The organism is Methylophilus medardicus (assembly GCF_006363955.1).
GTDB lineage: Bacteria > Pseudomonadota > Gammaproteobacteria > Burkholderiales > Methylophilaceae > Methylophilus > Methylophilus medardensis.
Genome location: NZ_CP040948.1, coordinates 21,877 through 41,301 on the forward strand (window position 1 = coordinate 21,877; position 19,425 = coordinate 41,301).

Annotated in this window: 18 protein-coding genes; 11 read left to right on the forward strand and 7 right to left on the reverse strand. The window is 52.4% G+C overall.

The window, feature by feature from the left end:
- Nucleotides 1-34: 34 nt before the first annotated feature.
- The 4 genes from FIT99_RS00100 to FIT99_RS00115 form a co-directional block, all read right to left on the reverse strand.
- Entirely contained in the window at nt 35-871 is an 837-nt protein-coding gene (locus tag FIT99_RS00100; protein WP_140004559.1) for a transglutaminase family protein, read from the reverse strand.
- Between the two features lie 102 nt (nt 872-973).
- Complete coding sequence (locus FIT99_RS00105) at nt 974-1,915, reverse strand: alpha-E domain-containing protein (protein WP_140001798.1); 942 nt, start codon at nt 1,913-1,915, stop codon at nt 974-976.
- Entirely contained in the window at nt 1,909-3,402 is a 1,494-nt protein-coding gene (locus tag FIT99_RS00110; protein WP_140004560.1) for a circularly permuted type 2 ATP-grasp protein, read from the reverse strand. The genes FIT99_RS00105 and FIT99_RS00110 overlap by 7 nt, the downstream gene beginning before the upstream one ends.
- A gap of 185 nt (nt 3,403-3,587) precedes the next feature.
- The gene (locus FIT99_RS00115; RefSeq protein ID WP_396652229.1) at nt 3,588-4,478 is read right to left on the reverse strand and encodes a YicC/YloC family endoribonuclease; all 891 of its coding nucleotides are present in this window, start codon (nt 4,476-4,478) and stop codon (nt 3,588-3,590) included.
- A 156-nt stretch (nt 4,479-4,634) separates the two neighbouring features.
- Here FIT99_RS00115 and FIT99_RS00120 point away from each other — a divergent pair, with 156 nt between their 5' ends.
- The 6 genes from FIT99_RS00120 (at nt 4,635) to recQ (ending at nt 10,007) form a co-directional block, all read left to right on the forward strand.
- Nucleotides 4,635-5,570 (forward strand): serine/threonine protein kinase, encoded by a 936-nt coding sequence (locus FIT99_RS00120; protein ID WP_140004561.1) that lies wholly within the window; start codon nt 4,635-4,637, stop codon nt 5,568-5,570.
- On the forward strand, nt 5,567-6,484 hold the full coding sequence (locus FIT99_RS00125) for a PP2C family protein-serine/threonine phosphatase (protein ID WP_140001802.1): 918 nt from the start codon (nt 5,567-5,569) through the stop codon (nt 6,482-6,484). The genes FIT99_RS00120 and FIT99_RS00125 overlap by 4 nt, the downstream gene beginning before the upstream one ends.
- A gap of 97 nt (nt 6,485-6,581) precedes the next feature.
- Nucleotides 6,582-7,301, forward strand: coding sequence for a ribonuclease PH (gene rph, locus FIT99_RS00130; protein WP_140001804.1), 720 nt, complete (start codon nt 6,582-6,584; stop codon nt 7,299-7,301).
- Nucleotides 7,302-7,303: 2 nt separating this feature from the next.
- Nucleotides 7,304-7,924 carry an RdgB/HAM1 family non-canonical purine NTP pyrophosphatase gene (gene rdgB / locus FIT99_RS00135; protein ID WP_140001806.1) on the forward strand — a complete coding sequence of 207 codons (621 nt, stop codon included), beginning with the start codon at nt 7,304-7,306 and terminating at the stop codon, nt 7,922-7,924.
- Nucleotides 7,925-7,952: 28 nt separating this feature from the next.
- Entirely contained in the window at nt 7,953-8,168 is a 216-nt protein-coding gene (locus FIT99_RS00140; protein WP_140001808.1) for a hypothetical protein, read from the forward strand.
- Nucleotides 8,169-8,180: 12 nt separating this feature from the next.
- Nucleotides 8,181-10,007, forward strand: a complete 1,827-nt coding sequence (gene recQ, locus FIT99_RS00145; RefSeq protein ID WP_140001810.1) for a DNA helicase RecQ — start codon at nt 8,181-8,183, stop codon at nt 10,005-10,007.
- Nucleotides 10,008-10,090: 83 nt separating this feature from the next.
- Here the strand turns inward: recQ and FIT99_RS00150 are convergent, their stop codons facing one another.
- A complete protein-coding gene (locus FIT99_RS00150; protein ID WP_317616155.1) occupies nt 10,091-10,687 on the reverse strand; it encodes an arylesterase in 597 nt (198 codons plus the stop codon).
- A 32-nt stretch (nt 10,688-10,719) separates the two neighbouring features.
- On the opposite strand from FIT99_RS00150, the gene FIT99_RS00155 reads away from it, so the two are divergent.
- Genes FIT99_RS00155 through hemW form a run of 3 tightly spaced genes read left to right on the forward strand, consistent with a single transcriptional unit; the run spans nt 10,720 to nt 15,208 of the window.
- A complete protein-coding gene (locus tag FIT99_RS00155) occupies nt 10,720-11,427 on the forward strand; it encodes an ABC transporter ATP-binding protein (RefSeq protein WP_140001812.1) in 708 nt (235 codons plus the stop codon).
- The gene (locus FIT99_RS00160; protein WP_140001814.1) at nt 11,427-13,958 is read left to right on the forward strand and encodes an ABC transporter permease; all 2,532 of its coding nucleotides are present in this window, start codon (nt 11,427-11,429) and stop codon (nt 13,956-13,958) included. Before FIT99_RS00155 ends, FIT99_RS00160 begins: the two co-directional genes overlap by 1 nt.
- Nucleotides 13,959-13,996: 38 nt before the next feature.
- Nucleotides 13,997-15,208, forward strand: a complete 1,212-nt coding sequence (hemW, locus tag FIT99_RS00165; RefSeq protein WP_140001816.1) for a radical SAM family heme chaperone HemW — start codon at nt 13,997-13,999, stop codon at nt 15,206-15,208.
- 197 nt (nt 15,209-15,405) lie between these two features.
- Here hemW and FIT99_RS00170 read toward each other — a convergent pair whose 3' ends face one another.
- A complete protein-coding gene (locus FIT99_RS00170) occupies nt 15,406-16,128 on the reverse strand; it encodes a hypothetical protein (protein WP_223261222.1) in 723 nt (240 codons plus the stop codon).
- Entirely contained in the window at nt 16,128-17,546 is a 1,419-nt protein-coding gene (gene argH, locus FIT99_RS00175) for an argininosuccinate lyase (RefSeq protein ID WP_140004564.1), read from the reverse strand. Before argH ends, FIT99_RS00170 begins: the two co-directional genes overlap by 1 nt.
- A 103-nt stretch (nt 17,547-17,649) precedes the next feature.
- Here argH and FIT99_RS00180 point away from each other — a divergent pair, with 103 nt between their 5' ends.
- Together FIT99_RS00180 and FIT99_RS00185 are read left to right on the forward strand one after the other, a co-directional pair.
- Nucleotides 17,650-18,669 carry a sensor histidine kinase gene (locus tag FIT99_RS00180; RefSeq protein WP_140001818.1) on the forward strand — a complete coding sequence of 340 codons (1,020 nt, stop codon included), beginning with the start codon at nt 17,650-17,652 and terminating at the stop codon, nt 18,667-18,669.
- A complete protein-coding gene (locus FIT99_RS00185) occupies nt 18,662-19,408 on the forward strand; it encodes a LytR/AlgR family response regulator transcription factor (RefSeq protein WP_140001820.1) in 747 nt (248 codons plus the stop codon). Before FIT99_RS00180 ends, FIT99_RS00185 begins: the two co-directional genes overlap by 8 nt.
- Nucleotides 19,409-19,425 lie beyond the last annotated feature (17 nt).

Consider the following 19,425-nt stretch of genomic DNA (forward strand, 5'->3'; position numbering starts at 1 on the left):
GTTTAAAAAAATCATCATAGCATGCGCGGGTGCGCTACTGCTGGGCAGCTTGTGCCTGTCGCTGTAACTGTTGTCTGTATTGTTCGCGCTGTTGATCCGTCAGGCCGCCGTGTAGATTGACGCTCACCAGACTCGCCATGCCCTCTAAGCCACCGCCCATGCGCGCGCCGGTAATTGGGCTAGCACTGCGGTAATCGAGACCATTCGCCAACCTGACATGTGTGTCATTCACGAGGGTACCGTTGGACACATCTAGCCCCAGCCATTGATTATTTTGCCAGACCTCGACCCAGGCGTGGCTCTGCATCTCTTGGCCTTCGGCGGTGAACAAATAACCGCTGACATAGCGTGCTGGGTAACCCAAACTTCGGCAACAGCCAATAAATGCATGGGCATGATCTTGGCAAACGCCTTTGCCGAGCTTGAACGCGGCGTTGGCTGGCGTATCGACTGTGGTCGCGCCTGGCAGATATTCTATGCGCGCGCGCAACGCATGCATCAACTCGGCCAGTGGCGCATGGACAAAACGCTGTGCAAACGCAGTCATCGCAGCATCAGCCTCCGTCAGCGGCGTCTGCCGCAGGTAAAGCGCGGTGGGCAACGTTGCATGAGTGGCGGGCGTTTGAACACCAGTTTCAACGGCGCCAGAGACTTCTATCAGCAACGCTTGGTGCGGTTGATCAATGACCAAGGTGTGCGACAAGTTTCCGAAGGCATCTTCAAAAGGCGTCAGTTGACCGAGAACCTTGATCTGCCAATGGTGGACCTGCTGTCCATCACCATTGCGCGGCGTCAGACGCAATTGCTCGATGGTGTAGGGCACCCTCTCGCTAAAAACATAATAGGTCTGGTGATCAATATTGAGCAACATCGTTGGACGGGCCCCAAACCTCATTGCGCAGCCGTGTTTGAAACAGGCGGCGTATGGTTACGCTCACTGCCAAGGCGTGTGCAATGAAGCTTTGCGTTGCGATTAGGCCGTTGCGCTCAAAAAATTACGTTGAATTTCTTCACCCAGTTTGCGGTTGGCCAAAATAAATTCATCCAAAAAGTGATGCACACCGCCTGTGACAATATCCAAGATGCGGCCGTAATGGAGCTTGGCGTGCATCTGCCCCGCCAGACGCTCTGCTTCGGTTTGCCGGCTACCAGCCACTTGACGCAAAATAGGCATAATTTCTGCGTAGCATGCGTGTAGTGAGCGTGGCATGTCCTCCCGCAGAATCAATAACTCAGAGACTTTCATCGGCTCAATCGCATCACGATACACTTTTTGATACGCCTGAAAAGCCGACACAGAGCGTAGCACCGCACTCCACTCGTAATAATCCACCGCGCCATCATTGGCTTCTTGCATCGGAATCAAAAATTCATACTTGACGTCGAGTAAGCGCGCCGTATTATCTGCCCGCTCCATAAACGTGCCCAAGCGTACAAAGCTGAAGGCCTCATCGCGCAACATGGTGCCAAAGCACACGCCACGAAATAAATGAGAACGACTTTTTACCCATTCACAAAATTCACTCAGGCCTGCTTGCGTTAAATCCTGCTTGATATACTGGCCAAACTCTAGCCACAGGGTGTTCATGTTCTCCCAGGTTTCGGTCGTCATCGCCACCCGTACTGCACGCGCATTTTCACGTGCGCTGCGCAGTGAACTATAAATACTGGACGGATTGTTGCTGTCCATCACCAGATGTTTAATCACGTTGGTGGCGTTTAGTTCTTTATATGTGGCGTCATAAATGTCACGAATGCCCGCGATTTCGAGCACCATGTCCCATAACTCTTCATCATTACTGTCAGAGGGCAATAATGACATGTTGTAGGTCACGTCTAACACGCGCGCGACATTTTCGGTGCGCTCGATGTAACGTGCCATCCAATACAGATGATCTGCGGTGCGGCTTAACATATGACGGCCTCTTTGGTAGTTTGTTGGGCAGCCATTTGTGACTGCATACTCTCGACACCGACCTCATCCCGTTCTAACACCCAGGTGTCTTTGGTGCCGCCTCCTTGCGAGGAGTTAACCACTAGTGAACCTTCTTTGAGCGCAACCCGTGATAAACCTCCCGGCACCAAGCTGACCGTTTTGCCCGAGAGTACAAAAGGGCGCAGGTCGACGTGGCGTGGCGCAATGCCTTGATCTACCAGCGTTGGGCAGGTCGACAAAGCAAGCGTGGGTTGTGCAATGTAGTTGGCTGGTTTTGAGACAATGCGCAAGCGGAACTCTTCGATCTCTTGCTTGCTGGCAGCGGGCCCGACCAGCATGCCGTAGCCGCCAGAGCCTTGTACCTCCTTCACGACCAGCTCAGGCAGATGATCTAGCACATAGGCCAGATCATCTTCCTTGCTGAGTTGATACGTAGGCACGTTCTGTAGGATGGGAGACTCACCCAAGTAGAACTTAATCATCTCCGGCACGTACACATACGTCGCCTTATCATCGGCCACGCCGGTGCCTACGGCGTTAGCCAATGTGACGCCCCCATTGCGGTAGACGGAGAGCAGACCTGGCACGCCCAACAGGGAGTCGGGCTTGAACACCAGAGGGTCAAGGAAGTCGTCGTCAATGCGGCGGTAAATCACGTCCACCCTTTGCGGGCCTTGCGTGGTGCGCATATAAACGGCGTTATTACGGACAAACAAATCTTGGCCTTCGACCAGCTCGATACCCATTTGCTGGGCGAGGAAAGCATGTTCAAAGTAGGCACTGTTGTAAGCGCCTGGTGAGAGCAATACCACGGTGGGGTCAGTGACGCCGGTTTGCGCAACCGACCGTAGATTGTTTAATAACACATGGGGATAGTGTTCAACCGGGGCAATCGGGTATTTTCTAAATAAATCAGGAAACAAGCGCATCATCATCTTGCGATCTTCTAGCATGTAAGACACGCCAGAAGGTGTACGCAAATTGTCTTCAAGCACATAGAACTGCGACTCACTGGTGCGCACCAGATCAATGCCTGCCACGTGTGCATAGACTTGGTTGGGCACATTGACGCCGACCATTTCTGGCCGGTATTGTGAGTTGGTCAGAATGGTGTGGGGAACAATGCCAGCTTTGATAATTTCTTGCTCATGATAAATATCATGTAGAAACATATTGAGCGCACGCACGCGTTGCACGGCGCCTTTAGACAAATGCGCCCACTCACTGGCAGAAATCATGCGCGGAATTACATCAAACGGGATCAGACGCTCGGCGCCATCCTCTTCGCCATAGACGTTAAACGTGATGCCAACGCGGCGGAATAAGACTTCAGCTTCGGCCCGCTTGGCGGCCAATTGCTGTGTGGGGACATCGCTAAGCCAGCGATTGTATGCCTGATAGATGGCGCGCACATTGCCCCCGTAGCCCTGCATTTCATCGAAAAACTGTTTGGCCGATTGCGTCATCATGCTGGACCTTTGCCTTGCTTATAAAAATCAATTATATTAGAGCAAGCCGTGTGCCAGCAATAAATAATCTTTTAAATCAGTGGGATATCGTTTGGTTTGTCTGGCTGTTTTGGCAAAATGCACCATAATGGTGCATTTTGCAATCACGGTTTTGGTGCAGTGCTGTTTGCACTGTAGCAGGCTTATTCAATATTTTGAATCTGTTCGCGCATTTGCTCGATCAGCACTTTGAGCTGCATAGACACTTGTGTGGTTTCAATGGCAACCGATTTTGAGCCGAGTGTATTGGCTTCGCGATTCATTTCTTGCATTAAAAAGTCTAACTTTTTACCCATGGCACCGCCGGCAGTGAGGATACGATCCATCTCGGTGATGTGTGATTGCAGGCGTGCCAGTTCTTCATCTACATCAATCCGCTGTGCAAACAGCACGATTTCTTGCCGCACTCGGTCGTCATCGGCTTGCATGGCTTCACGCAGTTTGGCAGTTAGCTTTTCTTGGTATTGACTTACCAACGTCGGTAACAATGGTTTCACAATGCTGATCTGATCGCGCACGCCTTGTAAGCGGTCTAACAACACTTGCTTGAGTTTGTCGCCTTCGCGCGCTCGGGCTGCAATCAGCTCATCGATGGCTTGGGCTAATCCAGCGTGCAGGCTTTGTGCCATTGCCTCGGCATCCGCCGGCTCGGTGTGCAGCACGCCGGGCAATTTGAAAATATCTACCAGATTGATCGGTTGTGCCTGCGGAAAGTGTTGTTGTAATGCATTCAGGGTTTGTGCAATTTGCCCGACCATAGCAGGATTCAGTGTGAGCGTGGTCGCTGCAGTATCGCTTTTAAGGCTCATGCGACATTCGACTTTGCCGCGGCCCAATCGCGTCTGCAATTGTTCGCGGATTTGCGCCTCAAATTGGCGCAGGCTGTCTTCGATTTTAACGTGCAATTCTAGATAGCGATGGTTGACTGCGCGTAACTCAATCAGCAGCAGACCGCCAGGAAAACGTGCCTCAGTCGCGGCAAAGCCGGTCATGCTTAAAATGGATTGTGTTGGGGTGGTTTTTTTTGTCGTCATCATCGCGCTCCGGGCAAACTGGGGATTGTATCAAATGCGCTATCGATATGCGAAAATAGCGCATAGATAAGATAAAAACGCTGCTCAGCCGGGCCTTTAGTGATTAAAACGGCGGGTTGCCTCAATAAATGCCATGATGGTGTCGTTAAAACGCTAGTGAAGCTCGCCAATAAATTCGATTTCGCCTTGCCGGTAGGCACGGTATTGCATGATTACACCATCACCCGGGTGCTGAGCCTGGGTGGGTTCAGTTTCGTCTATCTGGCGCAAGATGCACAAAAAAATACCATTGCGATCAAAGAATACATGCCCGTCACCTTGGCTGAACGTGATGGCGATACGCATATTCGCTCAAATGGTAAAAATGAAGCGGCTTATAAGCATGGCATGAAGTGCTTTTTTGAAGAAGGGTTGGCGCTGGCCAATATCGAGCACAAAAATATCGTGCGGGTAAAAAACTTCTTTCGTGCCAATAACACCGTCTATATGGTGATGAAATACGAGCGCGGCAAGTCGTTGCAAGACTACATTATGGCCTTGTCGCAGCCGGTGCCAGAAGGCTTTTTAATTCGCATGTTTGTTGAATTGCTCAATGGTTTGCGCGAGGTGCATACGCGAAAACTGTTGCATCTGGATATTAAACCCGCAAACATTTATATTCGTCTCGATGGTTCGCCAATGCTACTTGACTTCGGATCGGCCCGGCAGGCCTTGTCCGAGGTAACGCTTGCGCCCACATACACACCGGGCTTTGCGCCGCCTGAACAATATATGGATCGCAAACATCTCGGCCCCTGGAGTGACATTTATAGCATCGGTGCCAGTATGTATGCCTGCTTGCAACGGGCGTCGCCAGTGGCGGCAAACTTGCGTCTCAAAGAAGATACACTGGTGCCTGCAGTTGTGCTTGGCAAACAGATATACTCTGAGAAATTGCTGGCGATTATTGATACCTGTATGCAAATTGATTACATGTTGCGCCCACAAAGTGTGTTTTCGTTACAGAAAAAAATGATCGGCATTCGCGTCGTTGAAGACCCGCGCGGATCGCTGGTGGATAAAATCATCAAGGTGCTGACCAAACCGCTATGAAATTCACCATTGCACAAGGGAGCCGTCAGGGGCCGCGCCCTTATAACCAAGACCGGCTGGCCTACTCTTACCATAGAAATGCTATTTTTCTGGTGTTGGCAGATGGCATGGGCGGTCATGCGCATGGGGATGTGGCCGCCGAGATCGCTGTGAAAACCATGATAGAGGCGTTTCAGCGGGAATCACAGCCCATGATCACGCAACCTGCCCAATTTTTGCGTGAGCAAATTGCGCAGGCGCACAATGTGATTGAGAATGTGCGCTTGCAAAAACGCTTGATGGAGTCCCCGAGGACCACGATTGTGGTGGCGCTGATTCAGCAAAACAAGTTGTTTTGTGCGCATGTCGGTGATTCCAGACTATATCTTTACCGTAACGGCCTAGTCGATCACCAGACCGAAGACCACTCTGTCGTGCAATCGCTGTTGCGCGAGGGTAAAATCTCAGCCGATGAAGTCGACCACCATCCGCACCGCAATAAAATTTATAATTGTGTCGGTGGTGACCGGGCGCCGAATGTGGAGTTGGCCGCGCCGATTCCATTGCGTGAGGGTGACGTGATTCTGTTATGCTCCGATGGCGTTTGGAATGCCGTGCCCGATATCAGTATGGCGCAACATATGTTGGCGGCGGATATCAATGATGGCGTCAACAGATTACTAGACGATGCCGACGCAGCGAGTATCACGGTTGGCGATAACATGAGTGCGATTGCCCTGCAGTGGGGGCAGCGTGTCATTAACCCATTGACCATCTCTACGCTAGATTTGCCAGTGGATGTGACCACGACCATGATGAACGCCGCCGCGCCTGTATCTAGCGCCTATGGGTTAGATCTCACCGACGACGAGATTGAAAAGGCCATAGCCGAAATTCAGGAAGCGCTGGGGAGAACCCAGCAACACATTAAATAATTCGAACCGATGAATGGATGATGCAAGACAGGGTGCCCTTATTCCTGAGCCTGCATCGCCATTTCGACGTGATGACCAGCTTAGAAAGTAATCAACCATGACCAGACCAAGTCAGCGTGCCAACGATCAGTTGCGCACCATCGAAATTATTCGCCACTATACCAAGCACGCAGAAGGCGCGGTGCTGATTAAATTTGGCGATACCCATGTCATTTGCACGGCCAGTGTCGAAGAAAAAGTGCCTGGGTTTTTGAAAGGCAAAGGCCAGGGTTGGGTGACTGCTGAGTACGGCATGTTGCCACGCTCTACTGGCTCACGCATGGATCGCGAGGCGGCGCGCGGTAAGCAAAGCGGTCGTACGCAAGAAATCCAGCGCTTAATCGGCCGCAGCCTGCGCGCGGTGATTGACTTGCAAAAACTGGGCGAGCGCACGATTCATTTCGATTGTGATGTCATTCAGGCCGATGGCGGCACCCGCACCGCCAGCATTACCGGCGCCTATGTCGCCATGGTCGATGCGGTAGGCACCTTGCTGCAAAAGGGCTTGCTCACTGAAACCCCAATCACAGACTCTGTGGCAGCCATCTCGGTGGGGGTCTACCAAGGTCAACCGGTGCTCGACCTCGATTATATTGAAGACTCCGATTGCGATACGGACATGAACGTCGTCATGACTGGCAACGGTGGTTTCGTTGAAATTCAGGGCACGGCCGAAGGGGAGCCATTCAGCCGCCAAACCATGGATCAGATGTTAGATTTGGCGGCCCAAGGCATTCAAACATTGGCACAATTGCAAACACAGGCCCTAGCGACATAACCATGGCCTTATCGTTTAATAAACTGGTGATTGCCTCTGGTAACAAAGGCAAAATCCGTGAGATCGCGCATGTTTTGGCGCCCTTGAATATTGAGATTGTGTCGCAATCTGAATTCAACGTCCCGGAATGTCCTGAGCCCTATGACACCTTTGTTGAAAACGCGCTCGCCAAAGCACGGCATGCGAGCCAACATACCGGCCTGCCCGCGCTGGCGGATGATTCCGGCTTGTGCGTGAATGCCTTGCAAGGCGCGCCGGGCGTGATTTCGGCGCGTTATGCGGGGCCATTGCCTGCGGGTAGCCTGCTCACGCAGGATGAACGCAATAACGATAAACTGCTCACCGTGATGTCGCGCGAGAGTGACCGCCGCGCTTATTTTTATAGTGTGCTGGTGCTGGTGCGCTCGCCACATGATCCACAGCCTATCATCGCCGATGGCCTTTGGCTGGGTGAAATTTTGCGCGAGTTTCGCGGGTCTGATGGGTTTGGCTACGACCCATTGTTTATGGATCTCGAAACACGCAAAACCGTGGCGGAATTACCTTTAGAAGTAAAAAGCAAAATGAGCCACCGAGGCCAAGCTTTGGTAAAATTGTGGCAGGCTTTACAGCAAAGCCAGTGAACGAGTCAGTCTGTGAAAGAACAAATGTATGACTAACGAATGGCCTAAATGGCTACGTGACGATGGTTCGGTGGTTTCTTGTACCGAAAAAGTCAAAGTCATGTCTGAAAATTTTGATGAACTCAAACAAATCGCACAAGATGCGTTGGAGGATGGCTTGCTGATGGAAGTCAGCGAGGCACAAATGCGCGAGGCACTGCACCAATTAGTCGACCAACTCATTAATCCTTACCACAAAATTTAGGCTTGCCCTGACATGGCGAGCTCTTCACCGCAACAAATCCTCCAAGACGTTTTTGGTTTTAACCAGTTTCGCCACCAGCAACAAGCCATTGTTGAGCATGTGATTGCCGGCCAAGATGCGCTGGTGTTAATGCCCACCGGTGGCGGAAAATCGCTGTGCTACCAAGTCCCGGCTCTGGCCCGTGAAGGCCTAGCTATCGTGGTTTCACCGCTGATCGCCCTCATGCAAAACCAGGTGGAGGCTTTACAACAGCTTGGCGTCCATGCCGCTTTTTTAAACTCTAGTTTAAGGGCCGAGGACAATGCCCGCATCACCCGCGAAGTGATGAGCGGTGACATTAAGCTTCTGTATGTGGCCCCCGAGCGTCTGATGGTCGGCAGTTTTTTAAGCCTGCTTGATGAGGTGCAACAGCATGTCGGCTTGGCCCTGTTTGCCATTGATGAAGCCCACTGCGTCTCGCAATGGGGGCACGATTTTAGGCCAGAATACCGCCAACTCACTGTGCTGCACCATCGCTTCCCCGATGTACCGCGGATTGCGTTGACGGCGACTGCCGACGCCCCGACGCGTGCTGAAATTATCAGTCAACTGAATCTCGAACACGCCCGGCAGTTTGTCTCAAGCTTTGATCGCCCCAATATCCGCTATCACGTCGGGATTAAAAACAATGCGCGTCAGCAGCTACACACCTTTTTAGAACGTGAACATGCGGATGACGCTGGCATCATCTACTGCCTCTCCCGCAAAAAAGTAGAGGAAACCGCTGCCTGGCTGGTTGAAAAAGGCTGGTCAGCCTTGCCTTATCATGCCGGGTTACCTGCGCAATTACGCGAGCATCACCAACGGCGCTTTTTGCGCGAAGAGGGCATCATCATGGTGGCCACCATTGCGTTCGGCATGGGCATCGATAAGCCCAATGTGCGCTTTGTCGCGCATTTAGACTTGCCCAAAAGCATGGAAGGCTACTACCAAGAAACTGGCCGCGCCGGCCGCGATGGCCTGCAAGCCAATGCCTGGATGGTGTACGGCATGGGGGATGTTGTGTCTATGCGGCAAATGCTCGACAGTGGCGAAGCCTCGGAAGAGCGCAAACGGTTAGAACGTCTGAAGCTCGATGCCTTGCTGGGTTACTGTGAATCCACAGCCTGCCGCCATCAAACTATTTTGCGTTATTTTGGTGAAAGCCATCCCGGCGCCTGCGAGCAATGTGATAACTGCCTGCATCCGGTTGAAACCTGGCAAGCGACCCAAGTCGCGCAAATGGCACTATCTTGCGTTTACCGCACCGGGCAACGCTTCGGCGTTGGACATTTAATCGATGTGCTCAGCGGCAAACTCACCCCGCAAGTGGCGCGCTTCGGTCACGACAAAGTCAGCACTTTTGGCATTGGTAAAACCCTCAATCTAGCGCAATGGAGCGGGGTGTATCGCCAGCTGATCGCAGCTGGATTGCTGGAGGCGGACATGGCTGCCTATGGCGGCTTAAAACTCACCGAATCCGCGCGACCCGTGCTCAAAGGCGCGCAAGAAGTCTGGCTACGCCGCGATGCAGAACCCGAAAAACGCATCAGCAAAGCCGAACGTAGCGCACGCGCTAAAGAGGCATTTGCAGGGGCCAACGATGACCCACTTTGGCAAGCGCTTAAAGCCAAACGACTCGAACTGGCCAGAGAGCAAGGCGTACCACCGTATTTGATTTTTCACGACAGCACACTGCTCGAAATCCACAATCGAAAACCACACACGCTGGATGAAATGGGGCAGATTAGCGGGATCGGGCAGGCAAAGTTGCAAAAATATGGAGATGATTTTTTGCAGGTGCTGGAGGAGATGGATTAAAGCGCACCATCACTGAGTTCGAACCCATCTCCCGGCACGTGCAAGTGCAGACCACGCACTATTTAATGGCTGCTTTTACCAGTTCAATGAAACAATGGTTGCAATGTTGGCCACACATTGTCCAATATTTTAGGCTGTGCGATCACATTCGGGTGCAACCCATCTTCAATCACTAATTCACGGTGGCCGCTGACCCCCTCCAGAAAAAACGGGACGAATGGGATTTTGTATTTGTCGGATAGATCTGCATAAATGGCCTTAAACCCTTGGGTGTATTTCGGACCATAATTCGGTGGAATAAGCATGCCCAATAAAACCACCTTTGCCTTCACTTGCTGGCTGGCTTGAATCATCTTTTCGAGGTTGTTTTTCATGGCATCCAGCGGCAAGCCGCGTAAGCCGTCATTGGCGCCTAGTTCTATCACGACGATACTGGGTTTAAACTGCTTGAGTGCGGCGGGTAACCGGCTGAGGCCACCAGCGGTAGTTTCACCGCTGACACTGGCGTTGGCAACTTCGTAGGGCAATTGCTTGTCTTTCAAACGGAGTGCGACTAGATTGACCCAGCCTTGTTCTTTAGGGATGCCATAAGCGGCAGACAAGCTGTCACCGAAAAACAATATCACCGGTTTAGATGACTCGGCCATGGCCAGACTGGTGAATAATAATCCTGCTATCACGCTTAATATTTTGAGAAATCGGAACATCATTAATGCAAAGCCCTTATATCGTTGAAGCGCTATCGTTGAGTAAAGCCGTTGTTAGCAATGATACAACACTCCCCATATTGACCGATTTGAATCTGGCCGTTCCCCACGGTGAGCGACTGGCGATTATTGGCAGTTCGGGGTCGGGGAAGTCGACCTTGCTGGGCTTGTTGGCCGGATTGGACACGCCAAGTGGTGGAAAAGTCCTGATCGCGGGGGCAGATATCGGTGCGATGGATGAAGATGGCCGTGCAGGCATGCGGGCCAAGTACATGGGCTTTGTGTTTCAGTCGTTTCAATTGTTAGGCTCGCTCACCGCCCTCGAAAATGTGATGCTGCCATTGCAGTTGGCAGGCCGGCGCGATGCCGAGGCGGTCGCCGTCGATGCACTTGCAAGCGTAGGTCTGACTGCGCGCGGCACGCATTACCCCAAACAGTTATCGGGGGGTGAGCAGCAACGGGTAGCGATTGCACGGGCATTTGCCGCCAAGCCCGCCATTTTATTTGCCGATGAGCCGACTGGCAATTTGGATGTGGCAACGGGGGAGGCGATTATTCAATTGCTGTTTGATTTAAATGCGCAGAATGGAACGACACTGGTATTGGTGACACACGATATGCACTTGGCTCGCCGTTGCCAGCGGGTACTCAATTTGCAGCAGGGTGTTCTTACTGAGATGCGCATGCCAGATAGCCCGTCAGGAGCACATTAATGCTGGCCCTGTCTATCGCCTGGCGCCAGTGTCGCAGCCTGTGGGCTTCGGGGGAGATTCGTGTCTTGCTGTTCGCCTTAATTTTGGCGGTGACGGCCACCACCTCAGTCAGTTTTTTTACTGACCGTATCCAGTCCAGCATGCAAACGCAAGGCAATGTGCTGCTAGGGGCAGATCTCGTAGTGAATGCCGATCACGCGCTCCCCGCAGCTTATTTGGCAGAAGCAAATAGCCGCCAATATCAAACCAGCCAAGCCTTAGAGTTCACAAGCATGGTGGTCAACGCCGATAGTAGCGCGCTTGCTGAAATCAAAGCAGTGGCGGCCGGGTTTCCACTACGCGGCCATTTGACCATTAGCAAACAGTCGCTGACGACGGCAAAAGGCGAACCCGAAACAGCTGGCATCCCAGCCCGTGGCACGGTGTGGTTAGAGCCGCGCCTCGCGCAAACACTCGGACTGAAGATTGGCGATGTCGTCGGCGTTGGTGAAAGCCAATTTAGCGTCGCAGCATTTTTATTGCAGGAACCTTCGCGCGGCGGGGATATGTTTAGCATTGCACCGCGCTTAATGATGAATAGCGCGGATGTGGCCGCCACCGGTTTGATTCAGTTTGGTAGCCGAGTGAAGTATCAATTGCTGGTTGCTGCGAACCCCGACAGCACCATACGCAACCCATCCATGGAGGACTTTGCCAAATGGCTGACACCGCAATTAGCCAGAGGCGAGCGGGTCGATGATATCCGCAGTGCTCGCCCAGAAATGCGCAACGCGCTCAACAAGGCGCAACAGTTTTTAGGCATTGCTTCGATGGTCGGTGTCATTCTGGCGATGGTGGCCATGTTGCTAGCGAGCATTCCTTATGTACAAAAAAGTCTAGATGCTTATGCGTTGATGCGTTGTTTTGGCGCGACCCAACAACTGATTACGCAGATTTTGCTTTACCAGACGCTGTTGCTGGCGGCTGTCGGTAGCGTGGTCGGTTGTGTGCTAGGTTTTGTGGCGCAATTCGGCTTAGCCATTCTTGCCGGGCGTTTGTTTTTAGAGACTTTACCTGCCCCGGGCTGGATGCCGGTGGTATTAGGATTGATCACTGGATTCGCCACTTTATTCACCATAGTCTGGCCGCAATTAATGCGGTTACGTGCGGTGCCTGCCTTACGCATTTTGCGCCAAGATTTGGAAGGCAATGTGCGCAGCAATGGTCTTATGTTTTTGCCTGCGTTGCTGGTACTTGCCGGCTTGGTGTATTGGCACGCGGGAGAGATCAAATTGGCCGCGATTGTGTTGGCGGCATTGAGCGGATTGGTGCTGGTGTCAGGATTTTTAGCTTATGCCGGGATGCGTATCGTGCGATCTTTTGGCAGACTGAACACAAATATGCAGCAATTCGGCGTGATCAAACTAGGGTTGATGGGCTTGAGACGCCGCCCGCTCCTGACCATCACGCAAGTGGTAGGTCTAAGCATGGGGTTGATGGCAATATTGTTGCTGGCATTTGTGCGTAACGACCTACTGCAACATTGGCAAAGTGCCTTGCCAGCGGATGCACCGAACCGCTTTATGATCAATATTCAGGCAGATCAGATTGCTGGTATTCATGATCTGTTAAGCAGGCATGGCATTGCGCATGCCGATATTTTTCCCATGGTGCGCGCACGGTTAATCTCGGTGAATGGTCATGCCATCCAAGCTGAGGATTACAAAGATGACCGCGCTAAACGCCTCGCCGAGCGGGAGTTTAATTTATCGTGGGCAGCACAAATGCAAGCCGATAACGCGCTGGTAGCGGGGCAGTGGTGGCAGGCTGCAGATGCCGGTAAACCGCTGTTGTCTTTAGAGCAGGGGTTGGCAGAGACACTGCATTTAAAGTTGGGGGATCGTTTGTCTTATGATGTAGCCGGCACCCCACTTGAACTCACCATTACCAGCTTGCGCAAAGTGGAGTGGAACAGCATGCACGTGAATTTTTTTGCAGTGACGCCACCTAACGTGCTGGACCACTACGCCGCAAATTACATCACAAGCTTCCATCTGCCCCAAGGCAAAGACGACGTCTTGAATGCATTGATCAAGCAGTTTCCCAATGTAACCATCATCAATGTGGCGGCGGTGATGACGCAGATTCAAAGTCTGATCAGCAAAATGAGCTATGCGATTGAATTTGTGTTTGGCTTTAGTCTGCTGGCGGGGCTGGCCGTGTTGTATGCCGCGCTGATGGCCACCCGAGAGGAACGCATGCGAGAGAGCACCTTGATGCGCGTTTTGGGCGCCGCAAAAAAACAAGTGGTGCTGGCCATGTTGGTGGAGTTTTTGTGTGTAGGTGTGGTGGCGAGCTTGGTGGCGAATGTATTTACCAATGTCGCCGCGTATTATTTAGCAACTCTGGTGCTCGATATTGAATATCAATTTAATGGCTGGTTCACCTTGCAAGCCGTGCTGGTGACGATTGCGCTGGTGCCCTTTGCGGCATGGTTAGTCGCGCGGCATCAGTTTAACCAGCCGCCCAGAGTATTGTTGCAAAGTATTTAAGCAGATACGGCTTATTCGTTCCGAGTTAAAATGCGCCCATGATCCCGATTTACCCAGCCCAAAGTCTCAAAGAAGCGCCGTTGCAAGGCGAGGTGACCCTGAGTGGTCTCACCAATCCGCCGCCCCTATCGCTTTATATTCACATCCCTTGGTGTGTACGCAAATGCCCTTACTGCGACTTTAATTCACATGAGGCGCGGCAAGAGATCCCAGAAGCGGCTTATGTCGATGCATTGATTGCAGATCTCGAGCAAGCCACGCCATTGGTGTGGGGCCGCAAGATTCGCAGTGTGTTTTTTGGCGGCGGGACCCCGAGCATTTTTTCGGCGGCGGCAATTGATAAGATTCTAAGCCATGTCCGGATGCTGACCCCCCTAGAGTACGGCGCCGAAGTGACGCTGGAGGCGAATCCGGGCACGGTGGATATTGCGAACTTTCAAGGCTATCGTCAGGCTGGGGTCAATCGTGTCTCGCTTGGCATACAAAGTTTTCAGCCGCAGTATCTCCAGTCGCTGGGGCGCATTCACGACCGTGAACAAGCGTTGGCCGCGGCCGAGCTGGCATTGAATACTTTTGATCAAGTGAATCTGGACGTGATGTATGCGCTGCCGCAGCAAAGCTTGGCAGATGCATTAAAAGACGCCGAAACCGCCTGCCAGCTCAAACCGGCACACTTGTCGTTTTACCATTTGACGCTGGAGCCCAATACCCCTTTTCACCGCACGCCGCCGGTATTGCCGGATGATGATACCAGTGCCACCATGCAAGAAGAGATCGAGAAAACGCTCGCGAGTCACGGCTATCAACATTACGAAACGTCAGGCTTTGCCCAGCCTGGCAAGCAATGCGTGCACAACCTCAATTACTGGACATTTGGCGACTATCTGGGCATCGGCGCTGGTGCGCATTCTAAGCTCAGTTTTCACGACAAAATCATCCGCCAAAGCCGGCATAAGCATCCGAAAAAATATCTCGAGTCGGTCACGACCGGCCAGATGGTAGACAGCGAGTGGCAGATTGGCCGCGATGATCTGGCGTTTGAATTTATGATGAATGCGTTGCGGCTCGTGGATGGTGTGGAAGCAGGATTGTTTCAGCAGCGCACGGGGTTACCGTTGAGGAGCATACAAGCGACTTTGCAGGAAGCGCAGCAGCAGGGGTTAATGCTGGCGGCGCCTGCGCGGATTGCGCCGACCTTGAAAGGGCAGCGATTTTTAAATAGCTTGTTAGAGATGTTTCTGCCTGAATAACAATTGTGAAAGACATCGCATGATGGCGTTCGGTGTTGCTGGATGTGACTCCACTGCTCACTCGTTCAGCTTAATTTCGTTAGGGTGTGTGTTTGGCCTGTCGGCGAGTGACCCCTGTGTAGGGCAAGTCAAAAGAACTCGCTATAACGCAGCGGTTCATTAGTTTTTCCCGCGCATTAGCCTTAGAAAAAAAGCGGCTAGCGAGACTGCAGTTCCTCTAAAACACCCCATACCAAGCTTAACACTAGCAATAATATCGCACTCAGCACAATCAGCGCCAATTGCGGTGTTTGATAAAGACGTTTCACAGGGGTGCGTGCAATCGCTTGCGTATTGGCCGTGTAGGTATCAACGATATGTGTTTTCAACGCTGTGACACGGCGGTTTAAATGCGTGGGTGAAAAAGAGTATTCATGCAACAGCGGCACTGCTGGTAAACGCAGGCTAGGGAATGACAGCTTGGGCAGTGACCATCCTGCGCTGGCCGATGTCGGCTGGGTCAGTTGCACGCTCATCATCAACCCCGGTGTTGCAACAGGCACGGTGGTCACTTCATCGGCTTTTTTAATGCGGTGGGTCAGGGTGTGCAGGGTTTGCGCGTTGGGCACGGCAATCAATTGGGCCGTTTCACTGTGGGCATCTGGCTGCAAATCGATGCCACGGCTGCGACTCAGGGTGATAGATTGTTGCACAAAGCGCTGTTGTAGCACCGGGCTTTGTGGATAGAGTTTTTCAGCGAGGCTGTTGACGCTCTCCCCAGGTAACAAAGGCCATAACATGGCTTGTTCATGCTTGGCGGAGGCGTTATTCAAGGCTGCGGCGGCAGGTAGGCTCAAGCATAGGCTGCAGGTGAGTACCAGCCCCACCATCACGACCGGGTATGATTTACGCTTACTCGGCTGATGATGGCGTCTGGGCATCAGCGGCCTAATTGCACTCTGGCTTGGGCGATGGCGCGCCGCACTTGTTCGGGGGCGGTGCCGCCTGTGTGATTGCGGCTGGCGACAGAGCCCTCGAGCGTGAGCACGTCAAAAACATCGTCACTGATGGTGTCACTAAACGCTTTTAACTCAGCCAGGCTAAATTCAGCCAGGTCACGGCCAGATCTCACGCCCGCTTTGACGGCATGTGCCACCACTTCATGCGCATCGCGGAAAGGCATGCCTTTTTTGACCAGATAATCCGCCAAGTCAGTGGCCGTCGCAAAGCCCTCCAGCGCCGCTTGACGCATATTGTCAGCTTTGACGGTGATGCCCCGCAGCATGTCGGCGTAAATCTGCAAGGTCACTAGCAAGGTGTCTGCCACATCGAATAGTGGCTCTTTGTCTTCTTGGTTGTCTTTGTTGTATGCCAATGGCTGACCTTTCATCAAGGTGAGCAGGCCGATCAGATGGCCATAGACGCGGCCAGTTTTGCCACGTACCAGTTCTGGCACATCGGGATTTTTCTTTTGCGGCATGATAGAAGAGCCCGTACAAAAACGGTCGGCAATATCAATAAAGCCGAAGCGGGGGCTCATCCATAAAATTAGTTCTTCCGAAAAACGGGATAGGTGCATCATCAATAAGGCCGCTGCTGCGTTAAACTCAATGGCAAAGTCGCGATCAGACACGGCATCCAGAGAGTTTTGGCAAACGCTATCAAAGCCCAACAATTCAGCAACCAATTCACGGTTGATCGGGTAGCTGGTGCCAGCCAAGGCCGCCGCGCCTAGCGGTAAACGGTTAATCCGTTTGCGGGCATCGGCAAATCGCTCTGCATCCCGATTGAGCATTTCAAAATAAGCCATCAGGTGATGGCCAAACGTCACTGGTTGCGCCACTTGTAAGTGGGTAAAGCCTGGCATGATGGTGGCCGCATGTTGCTCGGCCAAGTCCAACAATGAAGTTTGCAGTGCGCGGATACCTGTGATGGTGCCGTCGACCACGTTGCGCAGCCATAAGCGCACATCTGTCGCGACTTGGTCGTTGCGTGAGCGACCTGTGTGCAGGCGTTTGCCGGCATCGCCAATTTTTTCGGTCAGGCGCCGTTCAATATTCAGGTGTACATCTTCCAGATCTAGCAACCATTCAAACTGACCAGCTTCAATTTCTGCCAGAATTTCGCCCAATCCACGTTTGATCTCTGTGACATCTTGTGCCGAAATGATGCCTTGGGCGCCCAACATGGTGGCGTGGGCAATCGAGCCTTCAATGTCGAAAACGGCCAGTCGTTTGTCAAAATCGACAGAGGCTGTGTAGCGTTTGACCAGTTCGGCCACTGGCTCGTTAAATCGCCCAGACCATGCCTGATCTTTTTGGTGTAGCGAAGATTGTGTGTTTGGTTGCGAAGTCGTCAAAGCAAAAGTTCTTTCTGCCAAAATTTGCACCCTGGTCGCGGCTTGCGCCAGTGGCACTTAATACTTATGATGCTGGCACAACATTATAAACGAACATCACGCCGTGCGTAAAAGTAGCCGCATCCCCAACTTTCGCAATCTGGGCATACACTTACGTGTACTGCTGTTGCACCTGTGTTTGCTGGTGTTGCTGACGGTGTATGACGGCCAGTCTGGTGTAGGGGCGTCCTCGTGGCTGAACAACTTGGCGCAAATTGGCAGCCAGTGGTTACCGCCACTGTTACTGATTATGGGCGCGCTCACATTGGTTTATCCGCTGATGAGCCGTTGGCCTTACCCGCTTGGCCTGGCTGCACTGTTTGTGCTGGCCATGCTGATGACCGGATTGCTCACAGCGGGTTATCAGCGCTGGGTCGCGCCGTTGACGGACGCGCAATATTGGCAGGTGATGGTGTTGTGTGTCATGGATGTGCTGATTTGTTTGTATTACCTCGATTTATTGCAGCGCGCCTATTCGCCAGCCATTGCTGAGGCGCGTTTACAAGCATTGCAAGCGCGCATCCGACCGCATTTTTTATTCAATAGCCTCAATGCTGTCTTGTCTTTGATTCGTAGCCAGCCGCAACGCGCTGAAACGGCACTTGAAGATATGGCAGAATTGTTTCGTGTGCTGATGGCGGATAACCGTGACTTAGTGCCGCTATCGCAAGAAATCGCCTTGTGTCAGCAGTATTTAAATATCGAAAAATTGCGTTTGGATGAACGTCTGCATTGCGAGTGGATTCTGGAGTCTATTCCAGTGGACATCATGATTCCGCCCCTGATTCTGCAACCTTTGCTCGAAAACGCCGTGTATCACGGCATCGAGCCGCAACAACAAGGTGGTGTGGTGCAGATTGAAATCAAACCCAGCGGTAACAGTCTGCTGTTGCGCATCAGCAATCCGTTACCACCTGCTAGCGATAAATCTGCTGGCAATAAAATGGCTTTAAAAAATATTCGCGAACGGTTGCGTTTGCACTATGACCTTGAAGCGCAGTTACGCCAGTATGCCTCTGATCAACGCTATATTGTCGAAATTGTGATCCCGACGCGGCCCATGTCCGAGGTGGTGCATGGCTAACCCCCGCCTGTTGATTGTGGATGATGAACCACTGGCCAGGCAGCGTCTGCGCGATCTGGTGGGCGATGTTGGCGGTTATCAGGTGGTGGGTGAAGCGGCCAATGGCGTCGAAGCGTTGACTTTATTGCAGCAAATGACGGTGGATATCGTGTTGTTAGATATCCGGATGCCAGTGATGGATGGCATTGAGTTATCGCATCACTTGCGTGGCTTGCCACAGCCACCTCGATTAATTTTTACCACGGCCTATGACCACTATGCAGTACAGGCTTTCGAGCTCAATGCCATTGATTATTTGCTAAAGCCGATTCGCAGTGAGCGCTTGGCCACCGCGTTGGCTAAAGCGATGCCTTTGCAGCTCGTGCAGGCCCAAGCCTTGCAGCCCTTGCAACAGACCCAAGGCCATCTGAGCATCCATGAGCGCGGCCGAGTGTTACTGGTGCCGATCGCCGAGGTATTGTATCTACGCGCGGAGTTGAAATATGTGAGCGTGCGTACGCTGGAAAAAACCTATCTGCTAGAGGCTTCGCTCAGTCAGCTTGAGCAAACCTACGCCGCCCAATTTGTTCGCATCCATCGTAATGCGTTGGTTGCGCGCAACGCGGTGGCTGGATTTGAAAAAAAACGGATTGCTGAGGGCGAAGATGCAGGCGAGGCGGTGTGGGTGGCGCTGATTAAAGGCCTCCCAGAAACATTAGTGGTCAGCCGTCGTCACCAGCATGTGATCAAGGCCACCTAGAGGTGGCCTTGGCAGGT